At 61.5% G+C, this 17,407-nt stretch carries 17 protein-coding genes; 4 read left to right on the plus strand and 13 right to left on the minus strand.

The window, feature by feature from the left end; all coding sequences use genetic code 11:
* Positions 1-35 precede the first annotated feature (35 nt).
* Positions 36-950 (minus strand): branched-chain amino acid transaminase, encoded by a 915-nt coding sequence (locus tag SynA1524_RS06080; protein ID WP_186499381.1) that lies wholly within the window; start codon positions 948-950, stop codon positions 36-38.
* Positions 951-1,014: 64 nt separating this feature from the next.
* Between SynA1524_RS06080 and cobN the strand changes: the two genes are divergently transcribed.
* Positions 1,015-4,743: a cobaltochelatase subunit CobN gene (gene cobN / locus SynA1524_RS06085; RefSeq protein WP_186499382.1), complete on the plus strand. Its 3,729-nt coding sequence runs from the start codon at positions 1,015-1,017 to the stop codon at positions 4,741-4,743.
* On the opposite strand, the gene SynA1524_RS06090 is transcribed toward cobN, so the two are convergent.
* The 7 genes from SynA1524_RS06090 to SynA1524_RS06120 are packed head-to-tail and all read right to left on the minus strand — an operon-like array spanning position 4,733 to position 10,816.
* Positions 4,733-5,287, minus strand: coding sequence for a hypothetical protein (locus SynA1524_RS06090; protein ID WP_186499383.1), 555 nt, complete (start codon positions 5,285-5,287; stop codon positions 4,733-4,735). The two genes, cobN and SynA1524_RS06090, sit on opposite strands and share 11 nt — an antisense overlap.
* Before the next feature lie 27 nt (positions 5,288-5,314).
* Positions 5,315-5,962: a PHP domain-containing protein gene (locus SynA1524_RS06095; protein WP_186499384.1), complete on the minus strand. Its 648-nt coding sequence runs from the start codon at positions 5,960-5,962 to the stop codon at positions 5,315-5,317.
* A 1-nt stretch (position 5,963) separates the two neighbouring features.
* Positions 5,964-6,542, minus strand: a complete 579-nt coding sequence (gene hemJ / locus SynA1524_RS06100; protein ID WP_186499385.1) for a protoporphyrinogen oxidase HemJ — start codon at positions 6,540-6,542, stop codon at positions 5,964-5,966.
* A gap of 35 nt (positions 6,543-6,577) precedes the next feature.
* Entirely contained in the window at positions 6,578-8,065 is a 1,488-nt protein-coding gene (locus SynA1524_RS06105; protein ID WP_186499386.1) for a cryptochrome/photolyase family protein, read from the minus strand.
* Positions 8,066-8,353 carry a hypothetical protein gene (locus SynA1524_RS06110; RefSeq protein ID WP_186499387.1) on the minus strand — a complete coding sequence of 96 codons (288 nt, stop codon included), beginning with the start codon at positions 8,351-8,353 and terminating at the stop codon, positions 8,066-8,068.
* Positions 8,350-10,308, minus strand: coding sequence for an excinuclease ABC subunit UvrC (gene uvrC, locus SynA1524_RS06115; protein WP_186499543.1), 1,959 nt, complete (start codon positions 10,306-10,308; stop codon positions 8,350-8,352). Before uvrC ends, SynA1524_RS06110 begins: the two co-directional genes overlap by 4 nt.
* Positions 10,309-10,333: 25 nt before the next feature.
* Positions 10,334-10,816 carry a flavin reductase family protein gene (locus SynA1524_RS06120; RefSeq protein ID WP_186499388.1) on the minus strand — a complete coding sequence of 161 codons (483 nt, stop codon included), beginning with the start codon at positions 10,814-10,816 and terminating at the stop codon, positions 10,334-10,336.
* A 73-nt stretch (positions 10,817-10,889) separates the two neighbouring features.
* Here SynA1524_RS06120 and coaD point away from each other — a divergent pair, with 73 nt between their 5' ends.
* Both coaD and SynA1524_RS06130 read left to right on the plus strand, forming a co-directional pair.
* Positions 10,890-11,381 carry a pantetheine-phosphate adenylyltransferase gene (gene coaD / locus SynA1524_RS06125; protein WP_186499389.1) on the plus strand — a complete coding sequence of 164 codons (492 nt, stop codon included), beginning with the start codon at positions 10,890-10,892 and terminating at the stop codon, positions 11,379-11,381.
* Between the two features lies 1 nt (position 11,382).
* Entirely contained in the window at positions 11,383-12,312 is a 930-nt protein-coding gene (locus SynA1524_RS06130; RefSeq protein WP_186499390.1) for a coiled-coil domain-containing protein, read from the plus strand.
* Here SynA1524_RS06130 and dacB read toward each other — a convergent pair.
* The 5 genes from dacB to dapF are packed head-to-tail and all read right to left on the minus strand — an operon-like array spanning position 12,257 to position 17,125.
* On the minus strand, positions 12,257-13,573 hold the full coding sequence (gene dacB, locus SynA1524_RS06135) for a D-alanyl-D-alanine carboxypeptidase/D-alanyl-D-alanine endopeptidase (RefSeq protein ID WP_186499391.1): 1,317 nt from the start codon (positions 13,571-13,573) through the stop codon (positions 12,257-12,259). The genes SynA1524_RS06130 and dacB overlap by 56 nt on opposite strands.
* The gene (locus SynA1524_RS06140) at positions 13,570-14,079 is read right to left on the minus strand and encodes a DUF4330 domain-containing protein (protein WP_186499392.1); all 510 of its coding nucleotides are present in this window, start codon (positions 14,077-14,079) and stop codon (positions 13,570-13,572) included. Before SynA1524_RS06140 ends, dacB begins: the two co-directional genes overlap by 4 nt.
* Positions 14,080-14,136: 57 nt before the next feature.
* Complete coding sequence (locus SynA1524_RS06145) at positions 14,137-14,838, minus strand: DUF1995 family protein (RefSeq protein WP_186499393.1); 702 nt, start codon at positions 14,836-14,838, stop codon at positions 14,137-14,139.
* Positions 14,839-14,871: 33 nt separating this feature from the next.
* Positions 14,872-16,044 (minus strand): cysteine desulfurase family protein, encoded by a 1,173-nt coding sequence (locus SynA1524_RS06150; protein ID WP_186499394.1) that lies wholly within the window; start codon positions 16,042-16,044, stop codon positions 14,872-14,874.
* A complete protein-coding gene (gene dapF, locus SynA1524_RS06155) occupies positions 16,031-17,125 on the minus strand; it encodes a diaminopimelate epimerase (RefSeq protein ID WP_186499395.1) in 1,095 nt (364 codons plus the stop codon). The genes SynA1524_RS06150 and dapF overlap by 14 nt, the downstream gene beginning before the upstream one ends.
* 9 nt (positions 17,126-17,134) lie before the next feature.
* On the opposite strand from dapF, the gene SynA1524_RS06160 reads away from it, so the two are divergent.
* A complete protein-coding gene (locus SynA1524_RS06160) occupies positions 17,135-17,374 on the plus strand; it encodes an Hfq-related RNA-binding protein (RefSeq protein WP_286188712.1) in 240 nt (79 codons plus the stop codon).
* Positions 17,375-17,407 lie beyond the last annotated feature (33 nt).

Below are 17,407 nucleotides of genomic sequence, written 5' to 3' on the forward strand. Positions count from 1 at the left end.
TTGGGCCTGATCTTAGGAAAAGCTCAATGCAAACCTCACGCGATCGGGATTCGGGTCACCCAGTGTTCATAGGCCGGATCTCGCCCTTCGGTGATCGCCACCAACCGCGTCTTCAGTGCGGTCATCACCGGTCGATCCGTGTTCATCTGCGTTGATTCGATCTGGCGGATCGGTGTGATCTTCGCTGCCGTGCCGGTGAGGAAGACCTCATCGGCGATGAACAGCTCTGTTTTGTCCACAGGGCGTTCCACCACAGGAATTTGCATGGCCTTGGCCAGTTCGATCACGCTTGCCCGGGTGATGCCCTCAAGAATGTCCTGGTCAACGCCTGGTGTGATCAGCTGACCGTCGCGAACCAGGAACAGATTCATGCCGCTGGCTTCGCTGATCTTGCCGCGACTGTTCAACAGCAGAGCCTCGTCGAATCCGCTCTGGACGGCCTCGGTCTTGGCCAGAGAACTGGTGATGTAGGCACCAGAGATCTTGCCGCGCAGGGGGAGGGAACGGTCCTCCTGTCTCGTCCAACTGCTGATGCGGCAACTGACGCCGTCCGGTGAGAGGTAATCCCCCAGCGGCAACCCGTAAATCAGGAAATCGGTCTCGATGTCGTGCAACCGCGGCGCGATGCCGAGATCACTGGTGTACACGAACGGTCGCAGATAGATGGGTTGCTGCGGTTTGTTCGCCTGCAGCATCGCCGTCAACGCTTCGAGAATCGTTGCTTCGCTCAGATCAGTGAGCAACAACCGTGCGCTCTGGCTTAATCGCCGTGCATGGCGATCGGCACGAAACAACAGCATCGATCCGCTGCTCTGCGGATCAGGAATGGCGCGCATGCCGCCGAACGCACCTGTGCCGTAATGAAGGGCGTGGGTTGCGATGGAGATCCTGGCCTCTTCGAAAGGCACGCACTGACCCTGAAACCAGGCGTAGGGCAGGAACTGATGCATCGCTGGGGGAAACCCGATAGTTGAATCTTCTCACCACCGGCTGCCTCGCAAGGAGAATGGCGTCATGCACCGTCTTGCCAGTTGCCCGGGCATTGATCCTCCCGAGGATGTGGTGCTCGTCGAGCAACCCCCGGCGGATGTTCTGCTTCTCTCCAGTGCAGGTACCGACCTCAGCTGCCTTGAATCAGTGGTGCAGGCCTCCCCTGACTGGAGCAGCCGAATCAGGGCTCTCCATCTCGACAACCTCAGTCATCCGGCCCAGCTCGACCATTACCTCGCCTCCACTGCGACGCAGGCTCGTTTGATTGTGGTGCGCCTGCTGGGCAGCCGTGGCCACTGGAGTTATGGGTTGGAGCAGCTCCAGCGCTGGAGTGACGAAGGCGCCGATCGACAACTGCTGGTGCTGGCTGGAACGGTTGATCAGCAGGGGGATCTGCATGGGATCGGCACCGTGGTGCCCGCACTTGCGGATCGTCTTGCGGCCCTGCTGCGGGAAGGGGGCGAGACCAACATGGCCAGGCTGCTCGACGCCATTCAGGCACTGCTGAACGGAACGCCACCGGACAGCGAGGAGATCGCTTTGGTGCCCCTGGCCGATCCCTTCCCCTGGGACTGGCAGGACGATCCTGGTGCCACCGTTGGAGTGGTTCTTTACCGCGCCCAGTTACAGGCCGGGGACACCGCTCTGGCGCAGCACCTGAATCAGGCCCTGCGGGAGCGTGGCCTTCGGCCTCGTCTGATCTGGGTGAGCAGCCTGAGGGACCCCGCCGTCCAGGCCGGTGTCCTCGATCTGCTCCGCAGCCAGGGTGCTCAGGTCGTGATCACCGGAACGGCCTTCGCCTCCGTCACGACGGAGCAAGCCGGCCTAGGAAGTGCCCTTTGGGACAGCCTGGACCGACCGGTGCTGCAGCTGCTGACCGCCGGCACCAGCCGGGAGCGTTGGCAGCAGTCCAGCCGTGGCCTGGAACCCCTGGACCTGTCGCTGCAGGTGGTGATGCCGGAACTGGACGCTCGGGTCACCACCCGCCCATGCGCATTCCGGCAGGCACGCCCCCCCCTCGGAGAACTCGCCACTGCAATCACGACGCAACAACCGGATCGGGACGGCATCAACTGGCTAGTGGAGCACGCAGCCCGCTGGATTGATCTCCAGGACACGCCTGCCGAGCATCGTCGGGTGGCCATGGTGTTGGCCAACTATCCGGTGCGGGATGGGCGTGTGGCCAACGGGGTTGGGCTGGATACCCCGGCCAGCGTGGTCAACATCATCGGTTGGCTGGCCGATGCGGGTTATCAACTTGGCGAGCACCCCATACCCTCCAACGGCGATCGATTGATTGCGTCGTTGCTGGCGGGACGTACCAACTCAGCCGAGGGCCGTTATCGCCCGCCCCTTGATCACCTGCCGCTGGAGACCTACCAAGCCTGGTGGGACACCATTCCAAGCGAGGCCAAGGCACGGATCATCAGCCGCTGGGGTGACCCGCAGCAGGCCTGTGATCTCGATGGGGAGCGAGGGTTTGCCATTCATGGGTTGCACTATGGGCATCTGGTGGTGCTCCTGCAGCCGGACCGGGGCTATGACCCGGATCAGATCGCTGATCTGCATTCGCCGGACCTGCCGCCACCGCACCGCTACCTGGCTCAGTACCTTTGGTTACGAGACGTCCACGGCAGCCAGGTGATGGTGCATGTGGGCAAGCACGGCAGTGCTGAATGGTTGCCGGGCAAGGGGGTCGGTCTCAGTGCGGCCTGTGGCCCCCATCTCGCCCTTGGTGCGTTGCCGCATCTTTACCCCTTCATTGTCAACGACCCAGGGGAGGGATCCCAGGCCAAACGTCGGGGCCATGCGGTGGTGCTGGATCACCTCACCCCACCCTTGGGCCGCGCCGGTCTTCACGGCGGCCTTCAGAAACTTGAGGGACTGCTGGATGAACTGGTGGAAGCCCGACAGCTCGGTGGTGAGCGCACCCAGGTGTTGGAAAACCAGGTGCTCAGCACCCTTCAGGATCTGGACTGGCCAGGGATCCCGAGCCGACGAGAGCTGAAGCAGCACCCGGAGCGACTCAACAGCTGTCTTGACCAGGCGGAAACCTATCTCTGCGAGTTGAAGGAGTCGCAGATCCGCACGGGTCTGCATCGCTTTGGCCAGTGCCCAGACGACGCTGCCATGACAGAGCTGCTGATGGCCTTGGCGCGTCCACCGTTGCAGGGTCAGCCTGGCCTGACGCAATTGATGGCCCGGAAAGCTGGCTTGGAATTCGACCCCTGGTCTCAGGACGGCGGAGAAGCCCTCGATCCAGCCGACCGCGCGCGATTGGAAGCGCTCGGTTGTCAGCGCTGCCGCCGGGTGGGTGATGGCAGCGCGTGGTTGGAGCAACAGGCCTTGTTGATCCTCAGACAGCTCGTGCACCACGAGCAGGCCGTGGATCTGGCAACACCGTTTCTATCACTGGTTGAGACATCAGCGGACCTGAGGCAACGCTGCCTGGAGCTGTGGAAACGCTTGAAGGGTTGTGGCGAGGCAGAACGTCAGGGGCTGATGCGGGGTCTGGAGGGCCGCCGCATCGTTGCTGGTCCCTCTGGGGCCCCCAGTCGTGGCCGACCGGATGTGCTGCCCACCGGTCGTAATTTCTATTCCGTGGATCTCCGTGGGCTGCCGACGGAGGTGGCATGGGACCTCGGCCGCCGCTCCGCCGAACGCTTGCTGGATCTGCATCTTCAGGATGAAGGTGAACCCCTGCGCCACCTGGCTCTGTCGGTGTGGGGGACCGCCACGATGCGCAATGGTGGTGAAGACATTGCCCAACTGCTGGCGCTGATCGGCGTCCGCCCTGTCTGGGATGGCCCCAGCCGGCGTCTGGTGGATCTGGAGGTGATCCCTGCTGATCTCCTGGGGCGACCTCGGGTGGATGTGGTGCTGAGGATCTCCGGTCTGTTCCGGGATGCGTTCCCGCATCTGGTGAGCTGGGTGAACCAGGCACAGCAGATGGTGGCTTTGCTGGAGGAACCAGAGGAGATAAACCCTCTGGCCGGCCTCACCCGTCGTGATGGCCCGCAAGGACGAATCTATGGATCCGCCCCCGGTGCTTATGGCGCTGGGCTGCAGGCCTTGATCGACAGCGGTGCCTGGGAGTCGCGCAGGGATCTTGGTGAAGCCTTTCTGTGCTGGAGCCAGTGGCGCTACGACGGTCCAGCGGAACCCGTTGCCGATCGCTCCGGTCTGGAGCAGGCCCTGTCGTCTGTTGAGGCGATACTGCACAACCAGGACAACCGCGAGCATGATCTGCTCGATTCCGACGATTATTACCAGTTTCACGGTGGCCTCAGTGCTGCAGCCGAGCAGGTGTCCGGTCAGCGTCCCCAGTTGTGGTTCGGTGATCATTCACGCCGCGAGCGTCCCCGACTGCATCGGCTGGAGAAGGAGCTGGACAAGGTGATGCGCAGTCGCATGCTCAATCCCCGTTGGATCGAAGGGATGCAGCAGCACGGGTACAAGGGTGCGTTTGAGATGGGGGCGAGCCTGGATTACCTGTTCGCCTATGACGCTGCGACCGACCGCGTCCCGGACTGGTGCTACGGAGCACTGTGCGATCGCTGGCTGGCGGATCCCGTGAACCAGACCTTTCTCAGCGATCGCAACCCCTGGGTCCTGCGGGACATGGCAGAGCGACTGCTCGAAGCGTCCAATCGAGGTCTATGGACTGGCGCCAACGAGAATCAACTTGCTTTGCTGAAGGAATTGATCAACAGCAGCGAAGCAAGGATCGAACGCGGTGCCCTTACTTGTTGAGGTCCCGAACCATCTGGCGGAAGGGATCGATGGAGCCTGGCTTAGATGAAGCTGCGGCCTGGCCGACCTTGGCTTGAGGGGCTTCCTCCGCTTTGAAGATCTCCTTACGAGCGACGGGTGCAGCGTTCGCGGCAGCAGGCGTATTCACGGAGGTTACGGCCGTTCCGCGCAGCCGCTTGTTCATCTCTTCAGTGGTGACCTGTTCGGCAAAGGTCTTCTTCACGGGCTTGGGAATGCCCGCCGTCAGATCAATCGACTCCTCTTTCTTCACCGAGTCGCCAAGACCTTCACTGCGCTTATCCACGGATTCGGTTTCCGCGGCCACCGTCATGATCTGTTCCTTCGTGCCGGGGCTGTCGACGGTGCCTGGGAAGGTGCGGCGAATTGTCTTCGACTCGCGCATGTAATTCACATCTCCAAGGGAGGAGGAGGAATCTGCATCCAGGAAGAACTCTGCCGGTTTCTCCTTGGCTGGCTTGCGTGGCTTGATCGTGTTGTCGGAATCCTGCGAGTCCTTTTTCAGCAGACGATCAAAGAAGCCCATGTCGACCAGAACTGAGATGGGATGAACTTAGCGGCCACCAAGGTCGATTCCGTGACTGTCGGTGCCACAAGTACGCAAAAGGCCAAGGTTTGCCAGTTGGCGGTCGATGGCCTCACAGATCATTGGGCTGGGTGCCCACACCGTCTGCATGTCGTAGTCGTACCAGGCTTCACCACCGTCAAACCCAAGTCGAGCGGCCTCATCGATCAGCACGTCATGGCCAAGTCGATAGCGGGCTGGATGAGCCAGAACAGCCAGACCCCCTGCCGCGTGAATCGCCTTAAGCACCGCGTCTGCCCGGAGGGCCTCTCCCACCACGGCATCGCCGCGGTTATAGGGCTCCAGGGCCGCATGCCCGGGTTCAAACCCCAGTGCCAGCACATGAACAAGGCATCCTTTGAGCAGACAGCTGATTTCCATGCCGGTCCACAACGTCGGCACCACGGCCCCTGCATCTCGTTGTGCCTGGAGCCAATCCGCCATCGGTTGAAAGGCCCGTACGCTGTGGTGATCAGTCACGGCCAGATGGGAGAGCCCACGCTCTGATGCCTGGCGGATCAGCTCAAGGGGCTCCAGGCTGCCGTCACTACAGATCGTGTGGCAGTGGAAGTTGAGGGAGCCCGGGCAGCTCTCGGGTCCGACATCAGCCAGGACGGAACGGAGTGGATGGCTCATCTCAGCTTCCTGTGACGGCCTGGGCTTCCGCCCGCAGGCGTCGCCAGCGGGCATAGAACTGAATGGACGCTGCCATGAACACCACCAACGCCACGATGAACCAGGTGGCGGCACCGGTCGGGAACTGGTTTTTGAACACCACCAGCATCACCACAATCACCAACAGCAGCGTCGGCAGTTCATTGAGTGCCCGCAGCTGCTTTCCACTCCACCGACAGGTTCCCGCCTGCAGCTGCCCCATCAGTCGATAACAAGCCACGTGATAAGCCAGAAGACCGGCCACGAAGGCCAACTTGGCATGCATCCAGCCCTGCTGCAGCCAGCTGGGCTGGGCCACCAAAAGGCCGATGGCCATGGACACCGCCACCACCATCCCCGGAGTCGTGATGATGTTGGCAAGGCGTTTCTCCATCAGGCTGTACTGATCGCGGAACGGCTGCTGCAGGTCCTCTGCCAGCTCAGCCGTTTCGACGTGATAGATGAACAACCGCACCAGATAGAACAATCCGGCGAACCAGACGACAACACCAACGATGTGGAGCGTCTTGAACCAGAGGTAGGCCTCAGGTGGAAGGGTCATCAGTGCAACCGTATTGGGGCGACCTTACGCAGGTCTCAGGTGAGGCCGTCAAGAAAATCAGCCGCCTTGCGCTGATGCATCAACAGTGTTTCCGGCGCCATCCTGTCGAGGTTCCGGGCCATCATCGCCAGCCGGAACTGACTCCTGAAAAAAGTTTCGTGGCGTCGGATGAAACTCCAGAAAAGCCCGTCCCACACCTCACACCAAGCACCTTTCCGATAGTCCGACATCTTGCGGACGTAGTTCGAGCCGGACACGTAGGGCTTGGTGGTGAAGATGCCGCCATCGGCGAACTGACTCATGCCGTAGACGTTGGGCACCATCACCCAGTCGTAGGCATCAATAAACAGCTCCATGAACCAGCTGTACACCCGCGTGGGGTGAAAGCCACACAGCAGCATCACGTTGCCCAGCAGCATCAGCCGTTCGATGTGGTGGCAATAACCCGTGTTCAAGGCATGGCCGATGGCGTCATCAATCGGGGGTAAACCCGTGCTTCCGGTGTAGAAGGCTTCTGGAATCGGGCGATCCTCCACCTCCCAGAAATTGCCATTGCGCATGGTCACCCCATGGCGTCGATACATGGCAGCCATGAATTCGCGCCAGCCAATGATTTGGCGGATGAAGCCTTCCAGTGAGTTGAGCGGCACATCGCCAACCTCCGCACGGGCCAGGGTCCGATCCAGCACCTGCTGAGGCGTCAGCAGACCGATATTCAGCATCGGTGTGAGCACGCCGTGCCACATCACCTCATGCTGCGTGCTGATGGCGTCTTCATAAGCCCCGAACTGAACCAGGCGTTCGTCAAGGAAGGCGTCGAGCCAGCGGGAGGCTTCCTTGTGGTCAATGGGGTAGTTGAAGCCATTCTGCTTGCCGAGCCCGGGCAGATTCTCCTGCGCCAGTTGCTGTCGTGCTGTGTCCACCACAGTCGATGGCGTGGCGACGGGTATCGGCGGAACGCTGATGCCTTTGGGCAGTTTCTTGCGGTTGTCAGCATCAAAACTCCATTGGCCCCCAATGGGTCGCCCCTCATCGTCCATGAGCACCCCCAGCCGGGTGCGCTGCATCTCGTAGAACTTTGCCATCAAGGGCTTTTTGCCCGTCCCAAAGTGCTGCTCGAGCACGTCAGCGGGGGTCAACAACATCGGTGTCGGCAGCACCGTCACTCGAAGACCGACACGCTCAGCGAAGGCGTTCAAGCGACGTTCAAGCCAGTGATCCACCAGGTCAACGAGGTGGACATGGCGATACCCAGCGGAATGCACCAGCTGCAGATGGCCCTGGGTGTCTGGTGCAGCGTCATGGCGCTGATGAATCACGTTGAAGCTTCGACCTCGTAGCTGTTCGGCGTAGACCGTCATCGAGGCGCGGTGCAGGAGCCGGCGCTGGTGATGCATGCGCAGGGGCCATTGCGGATCCGTTCCGAACAGCAACGGGTCTTCGATCAGGGCCACGGTGCGACCGGCCTGAATCGCGGGGTGATCTGCAAACAGCTGATGGGGAAAGACCAGGGTGATGTCCACTTAGCCCGCCTCTCCCGCCAGACGGCAGGCCCGTCGTCCAACGGCCGTGGCATAGCTGCGGTCCACCTGCCCGGCAAAAGGGCTCAGCACACCTGCACGGCAATCCATCACCACCTTCTCCCTGTGACCCTGCTGGTCGTTGAGCCGCAGAATCAGCTGCCAGTGATTCTTGGCACTGCGGGTGATGTCATCGGCACAGACAGGGCCGTTGCACAGCCCTGGTGACGCCAGCACCGGTCTCCCAAGGAGTCCGAACAAGCAGTACAACAACAGCAGACAACGGATCATGCGGTGTGTGCAGGGGGCTCTTCTGAGCCGTCATCCTGCCCGGCTTCCTCAGCAGGGTGAAAAAACCCATGGATATCCCTGGCCAGAGCTGGTCCCACACCGGGGGCTTTGGAGAGCACATCCACCGAAGCCAGCTGAATCGCATCGATGGAATGAAAGTGCGCCAGCAGATCCTTCACCCGTTTGGGACCAACCCCTGGGATGTCAGAGAGGCGTGAGCGCTTCATTCGCTCACCGCGCTGCTGCCGGTGGAAGCTCACGGCGAATCGATGGGCTTCGTCCCGCAGACGACGCAGCAAGGCCACGCCCAGTTGATCCGGCTCGCTCTCCAGTGGCTGACTTTCGCCAGGGAGGAACACCTCCTCCCGCTGTTTGGCCAACGAGCAGACGTTGAGGTCGTCGTGCAGATCAAGTTCCCGCAGGGCCTCCATCACCGCAGAGAGTTGTCCTTTGCCGCCATCGATCATCACTACATCAGGCCAGTCGTTGAGGCCGTCGGTCTGCAGGGCACTTCCACCTTTGTGGCGCAGGGCACCCACATCAACACCATCAGCCTTGGCGCGGGCCCAACGCCGGAAACGCCGGCGCATGATCTCGGCCATGGCCATGAAGTCATCGCTGTGACCGGATTGGATGCTGCTGCTACGGATCTTGTATTTGCGGTAGTGCTGCTTGGCGGGCAATCCATCGATGAACACCACCTGAGAGGCAACGGCATCGCTGCCCTGGATGTGACTGATGTCGTAGCCCTCGATCCGTCGCGGCGGCGTCGGCAGCTCCAGCAGCTGAGCCAGATCCTCGGTGGCTAGAGCTTGCTGCTCCTGCCCCTGCTTGGCCCGCAGCAGTTCGAATTCCGCGTTCCGCTGAACCAGTTCGATCAGGTCTGCCTTCTGCCGCTGTTTCGGACAGTGGATCTGCACCTTGCGTTCCCGTTGTTCCGTCAGCCAGTCCTCAAGAAGCTGCTGTTGCGGAAGAGCGTGTTGGACCAACAACTCCGGCGGCACTTCAACCGCATCGACCTGGGAGTAGTGCTCTTCAATCACCCGTTGCAGAATCAGACCCGGTGCCAGAGCTGAGGCATCGGCGGTGTAACCAAGCCGCCCCACAAGTTTTCCGGCGCGCATCTGGAACAGCTGCACAGTGGCCAGACGGTCGTCGCAGGCCAGGGCCAGCACATCCCGACTGACGCTGGAGTCGGGAAGACTCATCTTCTGATCAGCCGTCAACTGGTCGAGCCCCTGGAGCTGGTCGCGGACCCGGGCGGCGGCTTCAAAGTCAAGACGTTCGGCGTAGCGGTTCATCTGCTCGTCGAGCAGACGCTGCAGTTCATCGCTGCGCCCTTGAAACACCATGGCCACCTTGCGCAGGGTTCGGTGGTAGTCCTCAGAGGTGATCTTTTCCTGGCAAACCCCTGGACAGCGACCAATGCTGTAGTTGAGGCAAGTGCGGTCGGGATGCAACGGTCGCGGTCGCTGTCGCAAAGGAAAGACCCTCTTCACCAGAAACAAGGTGCGCCGCAGCAGTCCGACGTCGACGTAGGGCCCGTAGAAGCGATCGAGGGGGCTGCGGAATCGGCGGCGGCGCGTGATGAAGATGCGTGGATAGGCCTCACTCCAGGTGATGCAGAGGTACGGGTATTTCTTGTCGTCCTTCAGCAGCACATTGAAGTGCGGCTGATGGTTCTTGATCAAGTTGGATTCAAGGGCCAGAGCCTCCGCTTCGCTGTCGGTCACGATGAATTCGATCTCGCAAACCTGCCGCGTCATCAGGCGGATGCGCGGCGACAGATCATGCCGATTGCGGAAATAGCTGCGGACCCGGCTGCGCAGCGATTTGGACTTGCCCACGTAGAGGATCCTGTCCTCCCCGTCGCGCATCAGGTAGCAACCCGGCTCCGGCGGAATCTCCTTCAGCCGACGCTCAAGCACCTCCGGCTGCGTGAGCAGCGGCGGCATGGTCAGAAAGTCCGCCAACGATCGCTCAACCGCCGTAGTTCCATCCGGTGCTGGCCATGGTCAGAGCCTCACCGTCCTCCAGCAATCGAGCGGTTTTGACCTCGCCAACGAACACCGTGTGATCACCGTGCTGGATCTGACCCACCAGCTCACACTCGACGCCGCCGATCACCCCATCCAGCAGGGGCAGCCCAAGAGGACCGTCCTGGAATGGTGCTGCATCAAAGCGACCTCCGAGTCCTTTCTGGGGCTTGAAAAACACCGCAGCCAGATCTTTTTGATCGGCTTTCAGCATGTTGAGCGAGAACCGTTTGGTGCGTTCGATGATTCCGTGGCTGGTGCTGTCAGCCCGTACGCCCATCACTACCAAGGGGGGCTCAAAGGATCCCTGGGTCACCCAGCTGGCGGTGAAACCATTCACCTCATCGCCCTCTCGCACGCCACAGACGAACAGGCCGTGGGGAATTTTGCGCAGCAGCACCTTCTTGGCGTCGGCGTCGAGGCTCATCGGTCATCCAGCGTTGCGGGAAATCTAGAGATCAAACCGATGCATAGGATCACTTCAGTCCGGGGTTCTGCGGATGAGGGCGCTCTACCCGGGAAGTTTTGATCCTTTGACCAATGGCCACATGGATCTGATCGAGCGGGCCGTTGCCCTGTTCGGGCAGGTCACTGTGGCTGTGCTGTCGAATCCCAACAAAAGACCTGCCTTCAGTGTCGATCAGCGCATCGGTCAGATTCAATCCGCGACCCGTCACCTGAACGGCATTGACGTGGTCAGCTTTGACGGCTTGACCGTCCACTGCGCCGTCACCCATCAAGCCGATCTCATCCTGCGTGGACTACGAGCGATGAGCGACTTCGAATACGAGCTACAGATCGCCCACACCAATCGATCACTGGCCGAAGATTTGGAGACGGTCTTCCTGGCGACATCGACCCGTCACAGCTTCCTCAGCAGCTCTGTGGTGAAAGAGGTGGCTCGTTTCGGCGGCCCTGTGGATCACATGGTCCCCAAGGAGGTAGCCAAGGACCTGAACAGGCTCTTTAATTCGGCTTTCCCACCCCGGTGACATGAGCGACGCTCGCCTCGCTGTCCTCGACCATCTGGATCAACTGGAGGATGTCCTTCTCGAGGGAAGTCGTATTCCATTCAGTGGCGGGCGTCTGGTCAACGAGGGTGATGCCGTAGAAGTGCTCGACGCAGTGCGCGAGACCCTGCCGAAGGAGGTCGAACGCGCTGCCCAGTTGCTGGAGCGACGCGAGGAATTCATCAACACGGCCAAGCAGCAGGCGGACGAGATCGTTCAGCAGGCCAAACGGCAGCACGAGCAGTTGGTCAGCACCGCCTCGGTCCGACAGGAAGCGGAGCGTCAGGTGCTAGAGCTGCGCGAACAGACACGCCAGCAATGCGAGCAACTGCTGCAGTCGACGCGACAGCAGGGCGCCCAACTGGAGCAGGAGATGCAAAGCAAGCTGGCGCAGCAGGAGCAGCAGTTCGCTGCACGCCGTCAGCAGTTGGAACAGGAAGCTCAGCAGCGCCGTCAGCAGTTGGAGCAAGACGCTGCCGAGATCAAGCGTCAACACGCCGAGCAGCATGAGGCCAGCCGTCAGCAGGCCCTGCAGGAGTTGGAGACCATTCGACGCGAGGGTTTGCGCCTGAAGAGTGAGAGCCGTGAGGAAGCCGAGCGGCTGCACAACGATGCATTGCAGTTCCGCCAACAGACCCAGCAACAATGTGAGGGCCTGATTCAACGCAGCCGTAAGGAGGCTGCCGCTGTTCAAGATGGAGCCAACCGTTATGCGGAACAGACCCTTGGCGAACTGGAAGTTCGACTCAAGGAAATGGCTCAGGTGGTGATGGCAGGCCGCCAGGAACTGGTCAAGATCAAGACCATCAGCAGTGATGGCCCCAAAGCTGACGACAGCGAGGGCAAAACTGTTCCGATCAGCCGTGGACGTCGGGCCGCATCCCGACTGCGTTCCATGAAGGGCACCGGCTGATTCGCTGGACGGCCAGCAGCACGTCGCCCATGACACCCCGAGGGGATGCCGCGCTGTTAGCAATCATGCTGACGTACCGGGGCCCATTGGAAGTCTTCAAGATTCCGCTCAAGGAACTCACCCCTCGCAGGGTGCCCGTTTTTCCCCAGAACTGACCGGTGAGAGGGGTTCCGCGCTGGAAGCGCCAGAGCGTTCCACGGCGGCCCGCAATCGCCATTGATGCTTGGTAAAAAGCACCGTATGGGTGCTGCGCCATGCGCCACAGCAGGGTCGACAACGTTCTGCTCGTGACCCGATTGCCTCGGGAAAGGCCACTTCCATCCCTGATGCGAAGTCCCTGGATGGGAATGCCCTGAGCCTGAAGCCAGCGCGTGTTGGCCACAGAGGCCTCAGCCACATCCCAGTTGTCTGCCGCCTCACGCATGAGCACCTCGGCAGTGAAGTTATGGCTCTCGGTGTTGGCCAGACTCAGCAGCCCATGCATGGGTGCTGACAGCTCGCTGTGGATCACCACAGGGTCCTCTGCCTTGGTGCGAGAGAGAGCAGCTTCCCTTTGCTCGGGATTCACCCTCACCAGCCGAAGGCTTCCGCCCTGTTGGCTGACCGTTGTCGACAACACCCGCTCCAGCCGTCGGGCAGGATCCATCACCGCCATGTGCAGCGCATTGCTGGTGAGCGCGAGGCGGGTGATCGGTGCTCCGTAGGCGTAGCTGCGGTCGTCTGACGGCCAGTCGCTGGGCCACCAGCGCTGAGGTGGCTCCTCCCGCACCATCAGCTGCAGTGGAGTTTCAGCCGAAACTGATGAACGAGACCCACCACGGCCCAGAGCCACCATGGCGAAACGTTGGATCTCGGCGATGCTGAGATCAGGGTCCCCCTCGCCGACGATCTCGAGACTGCCGTCGCTGTGGCGCAGCAACTGGGTCTTCAGACGGAAATCGGGCCCGAGGCGATCGAGAGCAAAGGCAGAACTGATCAGTTTTTGATTGGAGGCGGGAATCCTGGGCAGCCACCCGTTGATGTCCGCCAGCAGTTGGCCGCGTTCGTCAAGAACGCTGATGCTCCAGGGAGCTGTGCTGGAGCCGAGGGACCCCTCGACGGCTTGCTGCAACGCCGGGCAAAGCGGACGTTGTGCAGGGCCAGGCAGTCCCTGACGGCTGTTGGGGGCGATGGGTTGCAGGAGGCGTTCGCTGCTATGGACCGCAGAGCTTGCGCTGAGCAGCAACAACGTCAGAGCCGGGGTGATCCAACGCTGACTCATGGAATGGTCACGCCACTCACGGACCCATTCACGCGGTAGAGCCGCCCTTCGAGCTCCACGGCACTGCCGATCTTGAGTTTGGTGCCACCGAAGACGACACCGGATGGTCCTGTCTCAGCCTCGGCCTTGAGGCGGAAGCGGGCATGCAAACCTCGCGCCGGGCTGGTGTCTTCAGCCTCGAGAACAGTTCCATTCGGGAGGAGTTGAGTCAGGGGGCGACTGATGTCTTCAACCGACATCAGCCCGACGCGCCCTGCCGGCTGGTTGCGAATCACAATGCTGACGGCCCCTTCCTCACGAATGGCCTCTAACAACGCCTCCGAATCGGCCACCTGCAGGTGACGCACGTCCACACTCACCTCAACCGGCTTGACAGAGCCCGTCGCACGGGCCACGGCGTTGGTCAATTTGGGCGACCAGACCACGCCAGCCAATGCGACGACAGTCGCGGTGATCGCCAAGCCATCGAGAAGCATGATGGAGCTGAGTGAGAACCGTCTCTGCATGGGATCACTGCTTCGTGACGAACCTTACGGAGAGCTTGTGGTCGGATCAAGCAATTGTCAGCTGCGCAGGCCGTCGATGAATCTATCCACGCTGCTGAGCTGTTGTTTGAGGCTGTCCGGATCTTCACCGGCCAAGAGCGCGGCGATTTGCTCAGGATCCGGTCGACTCTCCATCGACGCCAGGTGGCGGTACCCATCGTTGTCCAGTCGGTAGAGGGACCAGTCGTCCGGGAACATCCGCATCAGTGCACCGCCCTCCAGCGGCTGTAGCCAATACGCCTGTTGCCAGGACGACACAAAGCCCCGACGCCGTTCGCGGGCCACACTGCCGATTCCCACAGCGGCATCCTCCAACCGGCCGTTGAGCATCACCACCGAGCCGCGATGGTCCTGACAAATGGCCATGAACTGTTCGTAATCCGAAGGTTGCGGGCCGACCGTCAACACCACTCCATCGACGTCTCCAGCAGCTGACCACTGGTTGAAATCAAGAATGCTGTCGGCCAGATCGGCTGCATCACGGCGCGCCAGTGCGGCAGCCCCGGCATCCGGCCAGAGCAATCGACAGGATGCATCCAGGGAGCGAAGGTTTTGAAACAGCCGCAGGGCAACTGGGAGCACCCGCAGATTTTCAAAACGTAGGGTTGCGCCCCATCGAGCCCCTTTGCCTGAGGCCAAGGCTGCCTTGAGAGCGTTGAGCAGATCGGCTTCGGCAGTCTGCAAATCGGCGGGAAGGCTGGCCTTCTGAGCTTCAGACACGTCTGCTGATCAATCGGATTGGGCTCCAGCCTCTCAGGTGCAGGCGTCAATCGCCCGGATCAACAAGGGTGGAACAGCGTCCACGTCGTCGTCGCTCAGCCAGGGACCAAGGCTGAAGCGCAGCAACGATTGCCTCCAGCTGGGCGCAACATCCATGGCGGTGAGCACGGCACTGTCCTGGGCATGACCGGAACGGCATGCACTGCCGCTGCTGCAGGCGACACCCAGCCGCGACAACTGCTGCACCAGTCGCCGACCTGGCAGGGGATGGCCCGCTCTGTCTCCGATCAGGCAAGCCAGGTGATGGGGCAGTCGCGGCTCTTCCGAGGCATTGATCACCGTCAGCGAGGGAATGGCTGCCAGCTTTGATTGCAACCGATCCCGCATGGAGCGGATCTGAGGTGTGGACCCCGGCGGAGCCATCGATTGCTGTGGGTTGAACTGTGGAAGCTGTTGCAAGGCCACCGCAAGGCCTGCAATCAGTGCGACGGCTTCGGTACCGGCGCGATACCCCCCTTCCTGCCCGCCTCCTGTCAGCAGAGGTTGAGCCAGGACACCCGAACGATGCAGGAGCACCCCAATCCCGCGTGGACCCTGCAATTTGTGGGAGGAGAAGCTGAGCAGATCGATGCAGGAGGTGGACCAGGCCATGAGCCCCTGGGGGATGAGCTGGGTGGCGTCGGTGTGGAACGGGATGCCCCGTTCTCTGCAGGCGCTGGCCACCAGCGGCACGGGTTGAACCGTGCCGACTTCACTCTGCCCCCAGATCAATGACACCAACTGCGTTGGTGGTGCCAGCAACTGATCCAGCAGCTCCAAACGGATCTGACCGCTCCCATCCACAGGCCACCGCGCCACGGTCCACCCCAGTTGTGCGAGTTGGGCCGCTGCTCCCTCCACCGCGGGATGTTCCACCGCTGAAATCACAAGGCGCCCAGGTGGACAACCAGCGGCGACACCGTGAAGGGCGAGGTGGACCGATTCGGTGGCACCTGAGGTGAAGATCAGCTCATCCTCATCAGCACTTAGTTGTGCGGCAATGGTCTGTCGGGATCGAGCCAGCTGTTCAGCGGCCACCAGCCCGGTGCCATGAAGGCTGCTGGGGTTGCCCCAGGCCTCCCGCTGTACAGCATTGATGGACGCAATCACCGACGGCAACGGTGGGGTCGTAGCCGCTGCGTCGAGGTAGAGCTCAGAGGGTGTCACGCTCAAACCGAGCCCGGGTCCGTTGCTCGAGAGATTCACTGGCCAGATTCAGCATGGCGTCCAGTGAGGTGCTGTTGAGGAAGGCCTGAACCTGCTGCTGGGCAGCATCACGCAGACAGTTGTCCGGTTGTTGGCAGCTGTCCACACAATCACGGGAACAGTCGAAGGGCGCGTTGTCCGCGACATCTGGCGTCAACGGCTCTGCAACGGGTGACCCTCCAACCGGCATCAGATCCGGTGACAACACCCCATCGAACACCGCCACGGCGGGACCCGTCATGAGAACAGCACCATGGCGTCCAGGCCAGGCAATCTGGAGTGGACCGCCGGGCAGCATCACCTCGGCATGATCGTCAGCCAGTCCCAGCAGAACAGCAGCAACAAGGGTGGCGCAGGCACCCGTTCCACAGGCCAGCGTCGGTCCAGCCCCGCGTTCCCACACACGGATCTCCAGACGGTTGCGGGCGTGCACCTGCAGGAAATGCACGTTGGTTTTGGCCGGGAACAGATGGTGAACCTCCAGGGCCGCCCCCCATGCGTCGAAGGGAATCGCGTTGAGGTCCTCCACCGGCACCACGACGTGGGGATTTCCCATCCCAACCGCTGCCACCTCAAGCGCTCGATCCGCAAGATCGGCCGATCCCCTCGCCAACCCGTCCACCAGCGGGAGAGTTGTGGGAATGCTTGAGGGCTCCAGGAATGGAGCACCCATGTCGACGCGCAACTGACCATCGCTTTGCAGCTCCGGACGGATCAGGCCCGCCGGCGTTTCGATCGCCCAGCGTTTGCCAGGAGCGTCACCGTCGCTGTCGGCAAGGAAACGTGCCAGGCAGCGGATGCCATTGCCACACATCTCCGCCTCGGTGCCATCGGCGTTGAAAATCCGCATGCGCAGATCACCCTGACCCTGGGGCGGCAGCGCAAGAATCACGCCGTCACCACCGATTCCGAAGCGTCGGTCGCACAGCTGCCTCACCCAGACAGGGTCCGGCTCAACGACCGATTGCGGCAACTGGTCTTGCCGTCCTTCCAGGATCAGGAAGTCATTGCCAAGTCCCTGATATTTACTGAACTGCAGCATGGTGTGCTGATGGCAGATCCGAATCCTATGGAGACTGCGCCCCTCGATCCCAGTCTGCCTGGGGTCCGATTGCTTCAATCCTGGATCAGAGAGCAGCTGGCCATCAGCGTTGACGTGATCGGTTCTGAGCGGATTGAAGGCCGACTCATCTGGCAGGACCCCGAATTTCTGGCCGTCGAGCGCAGCCCTGCCACTCGCCCCACATTGATCAGTCGCCGGCAGATCTCTGTGATCCGCGCTCTCGGTTGAAACCGCCGGATGTGACACGATCGCAACCTTGCC

The sequence above is a fragment of the Synechococcus sp. A15-24 genome, assembly GCF_014280195.1.
Taxonomy (GTDB): Bacteria; Cyanobacteriota; Cyanobacteriia; order PCC-6307; family Cyanobiaceae; genus Parasynechococcus.

What these genes read in the sequence shown, in the direction of transcription:
- cobN (WP_186499382.1), top strand. Translation starts at nt 1,015, where the DNA reads ATGCACCGTCTTGCCAGTTGCCCGGGCATTGATCCTCCCGAGGATGTG.
- SynA1524_RS06140 (WP_186499392.1), bottom strand. Translation starts at nt 14,079, where the DNA reads ATGCAGAGACGGTTCTCACTCAGCTCCATCATGCTTCTCGATGGCTTG.
- SynA1524_RS06120 (WP_186499388.1), bottom strand. Translation starts at nt 10,816, where the DNA reads ATGAGCCTCGACGCCGACGCCAAGAAGGTGCTGCTGCGCAAAATTCCC.
- dapF (WP_186499395.1), bottom strand. Translation starts at nt 17,125, where the DNA reads ATGCTGCAGTTCAGTAAATATCAGGGACTTGGCAATGACTTCCTGATC.
- coaD (WP_186499389.1), top strand. Translation starts at nt 10,890, where the DNA reads ATGAGGGCGCTCTACCCGGGAAGTTTTGATCCTTTGACCAATGGCCAC.
- SynA1524_RS06130 (WP_186499390.1), top strand. Translation starts at nt 11,383, where the DNA reads ATGAGCGACGCTCGCCTCGCTGTCCTCGACCATCTGGATCAACTGGAG.
- SynA1524_RS06095 (WP_186499384.1), bottom strand. Translation starts at nt 5,962, where the DNA reads ATGAGCCATCCACTCCGTTCCGTCCTGGCTGATGTCGGACCCGAGAGC.
- SynA1524_RS06080 (WP_186499381.1), bottom strand. Translation starts at nt 950, where the DNA reads ATGCATCAGTTCCTGCCCTACGCCTGGTTTCAGGGTCAGTGCGTGCCT.
- hemJ (WP_186499385.1), bottom strand. Translation starts at nt 6,542, where the DNA reads ATGACCCTTCCACCTGAGGCCTACCTCTGGTTCAAGACGCTCCACATC.
- dacB (WP_186499391.1), bottom strand. Translation starts at nt 13,573, where the DNA reads ATGAGTCAGCGTTGGATCACCCCGGCTCTGACGTTGTTGCTGCTCAGC.
- SynA1524_RS06090 (WP_186499383.1), bottom strand. Translation starts at nt 5,287, where the DNA reads ATGGGCTTCTTTGATCGTCTGCTGAAAAAGGACTCGCAGGATTCCGAC.
- SynA1524_RS06160 (WP_286188712.1), top strand. Translation starts at nt 17,135, where the DNA reads ATGGCAGATCCGAATCCTATGGAGACTGCGCCCCTCGATCCCAGTCTG.
- uvrC (WP_186499543.1), bottom strand. Translation starts at nt 10,308, where the DNA reads ATGCCGCCGCTGCTCACGCAGCCGGAGGTGCTTGAGCGTCGGCTGAAG.
- SynA1524_RS06110 (WP_186499387.1), bottom strand. Translation starts at nt 8,353, where the DNA reads ATGATCCGTTGTCTGCTGTTGTTGTACTGCTTGTTCGGACTCCTTGGG.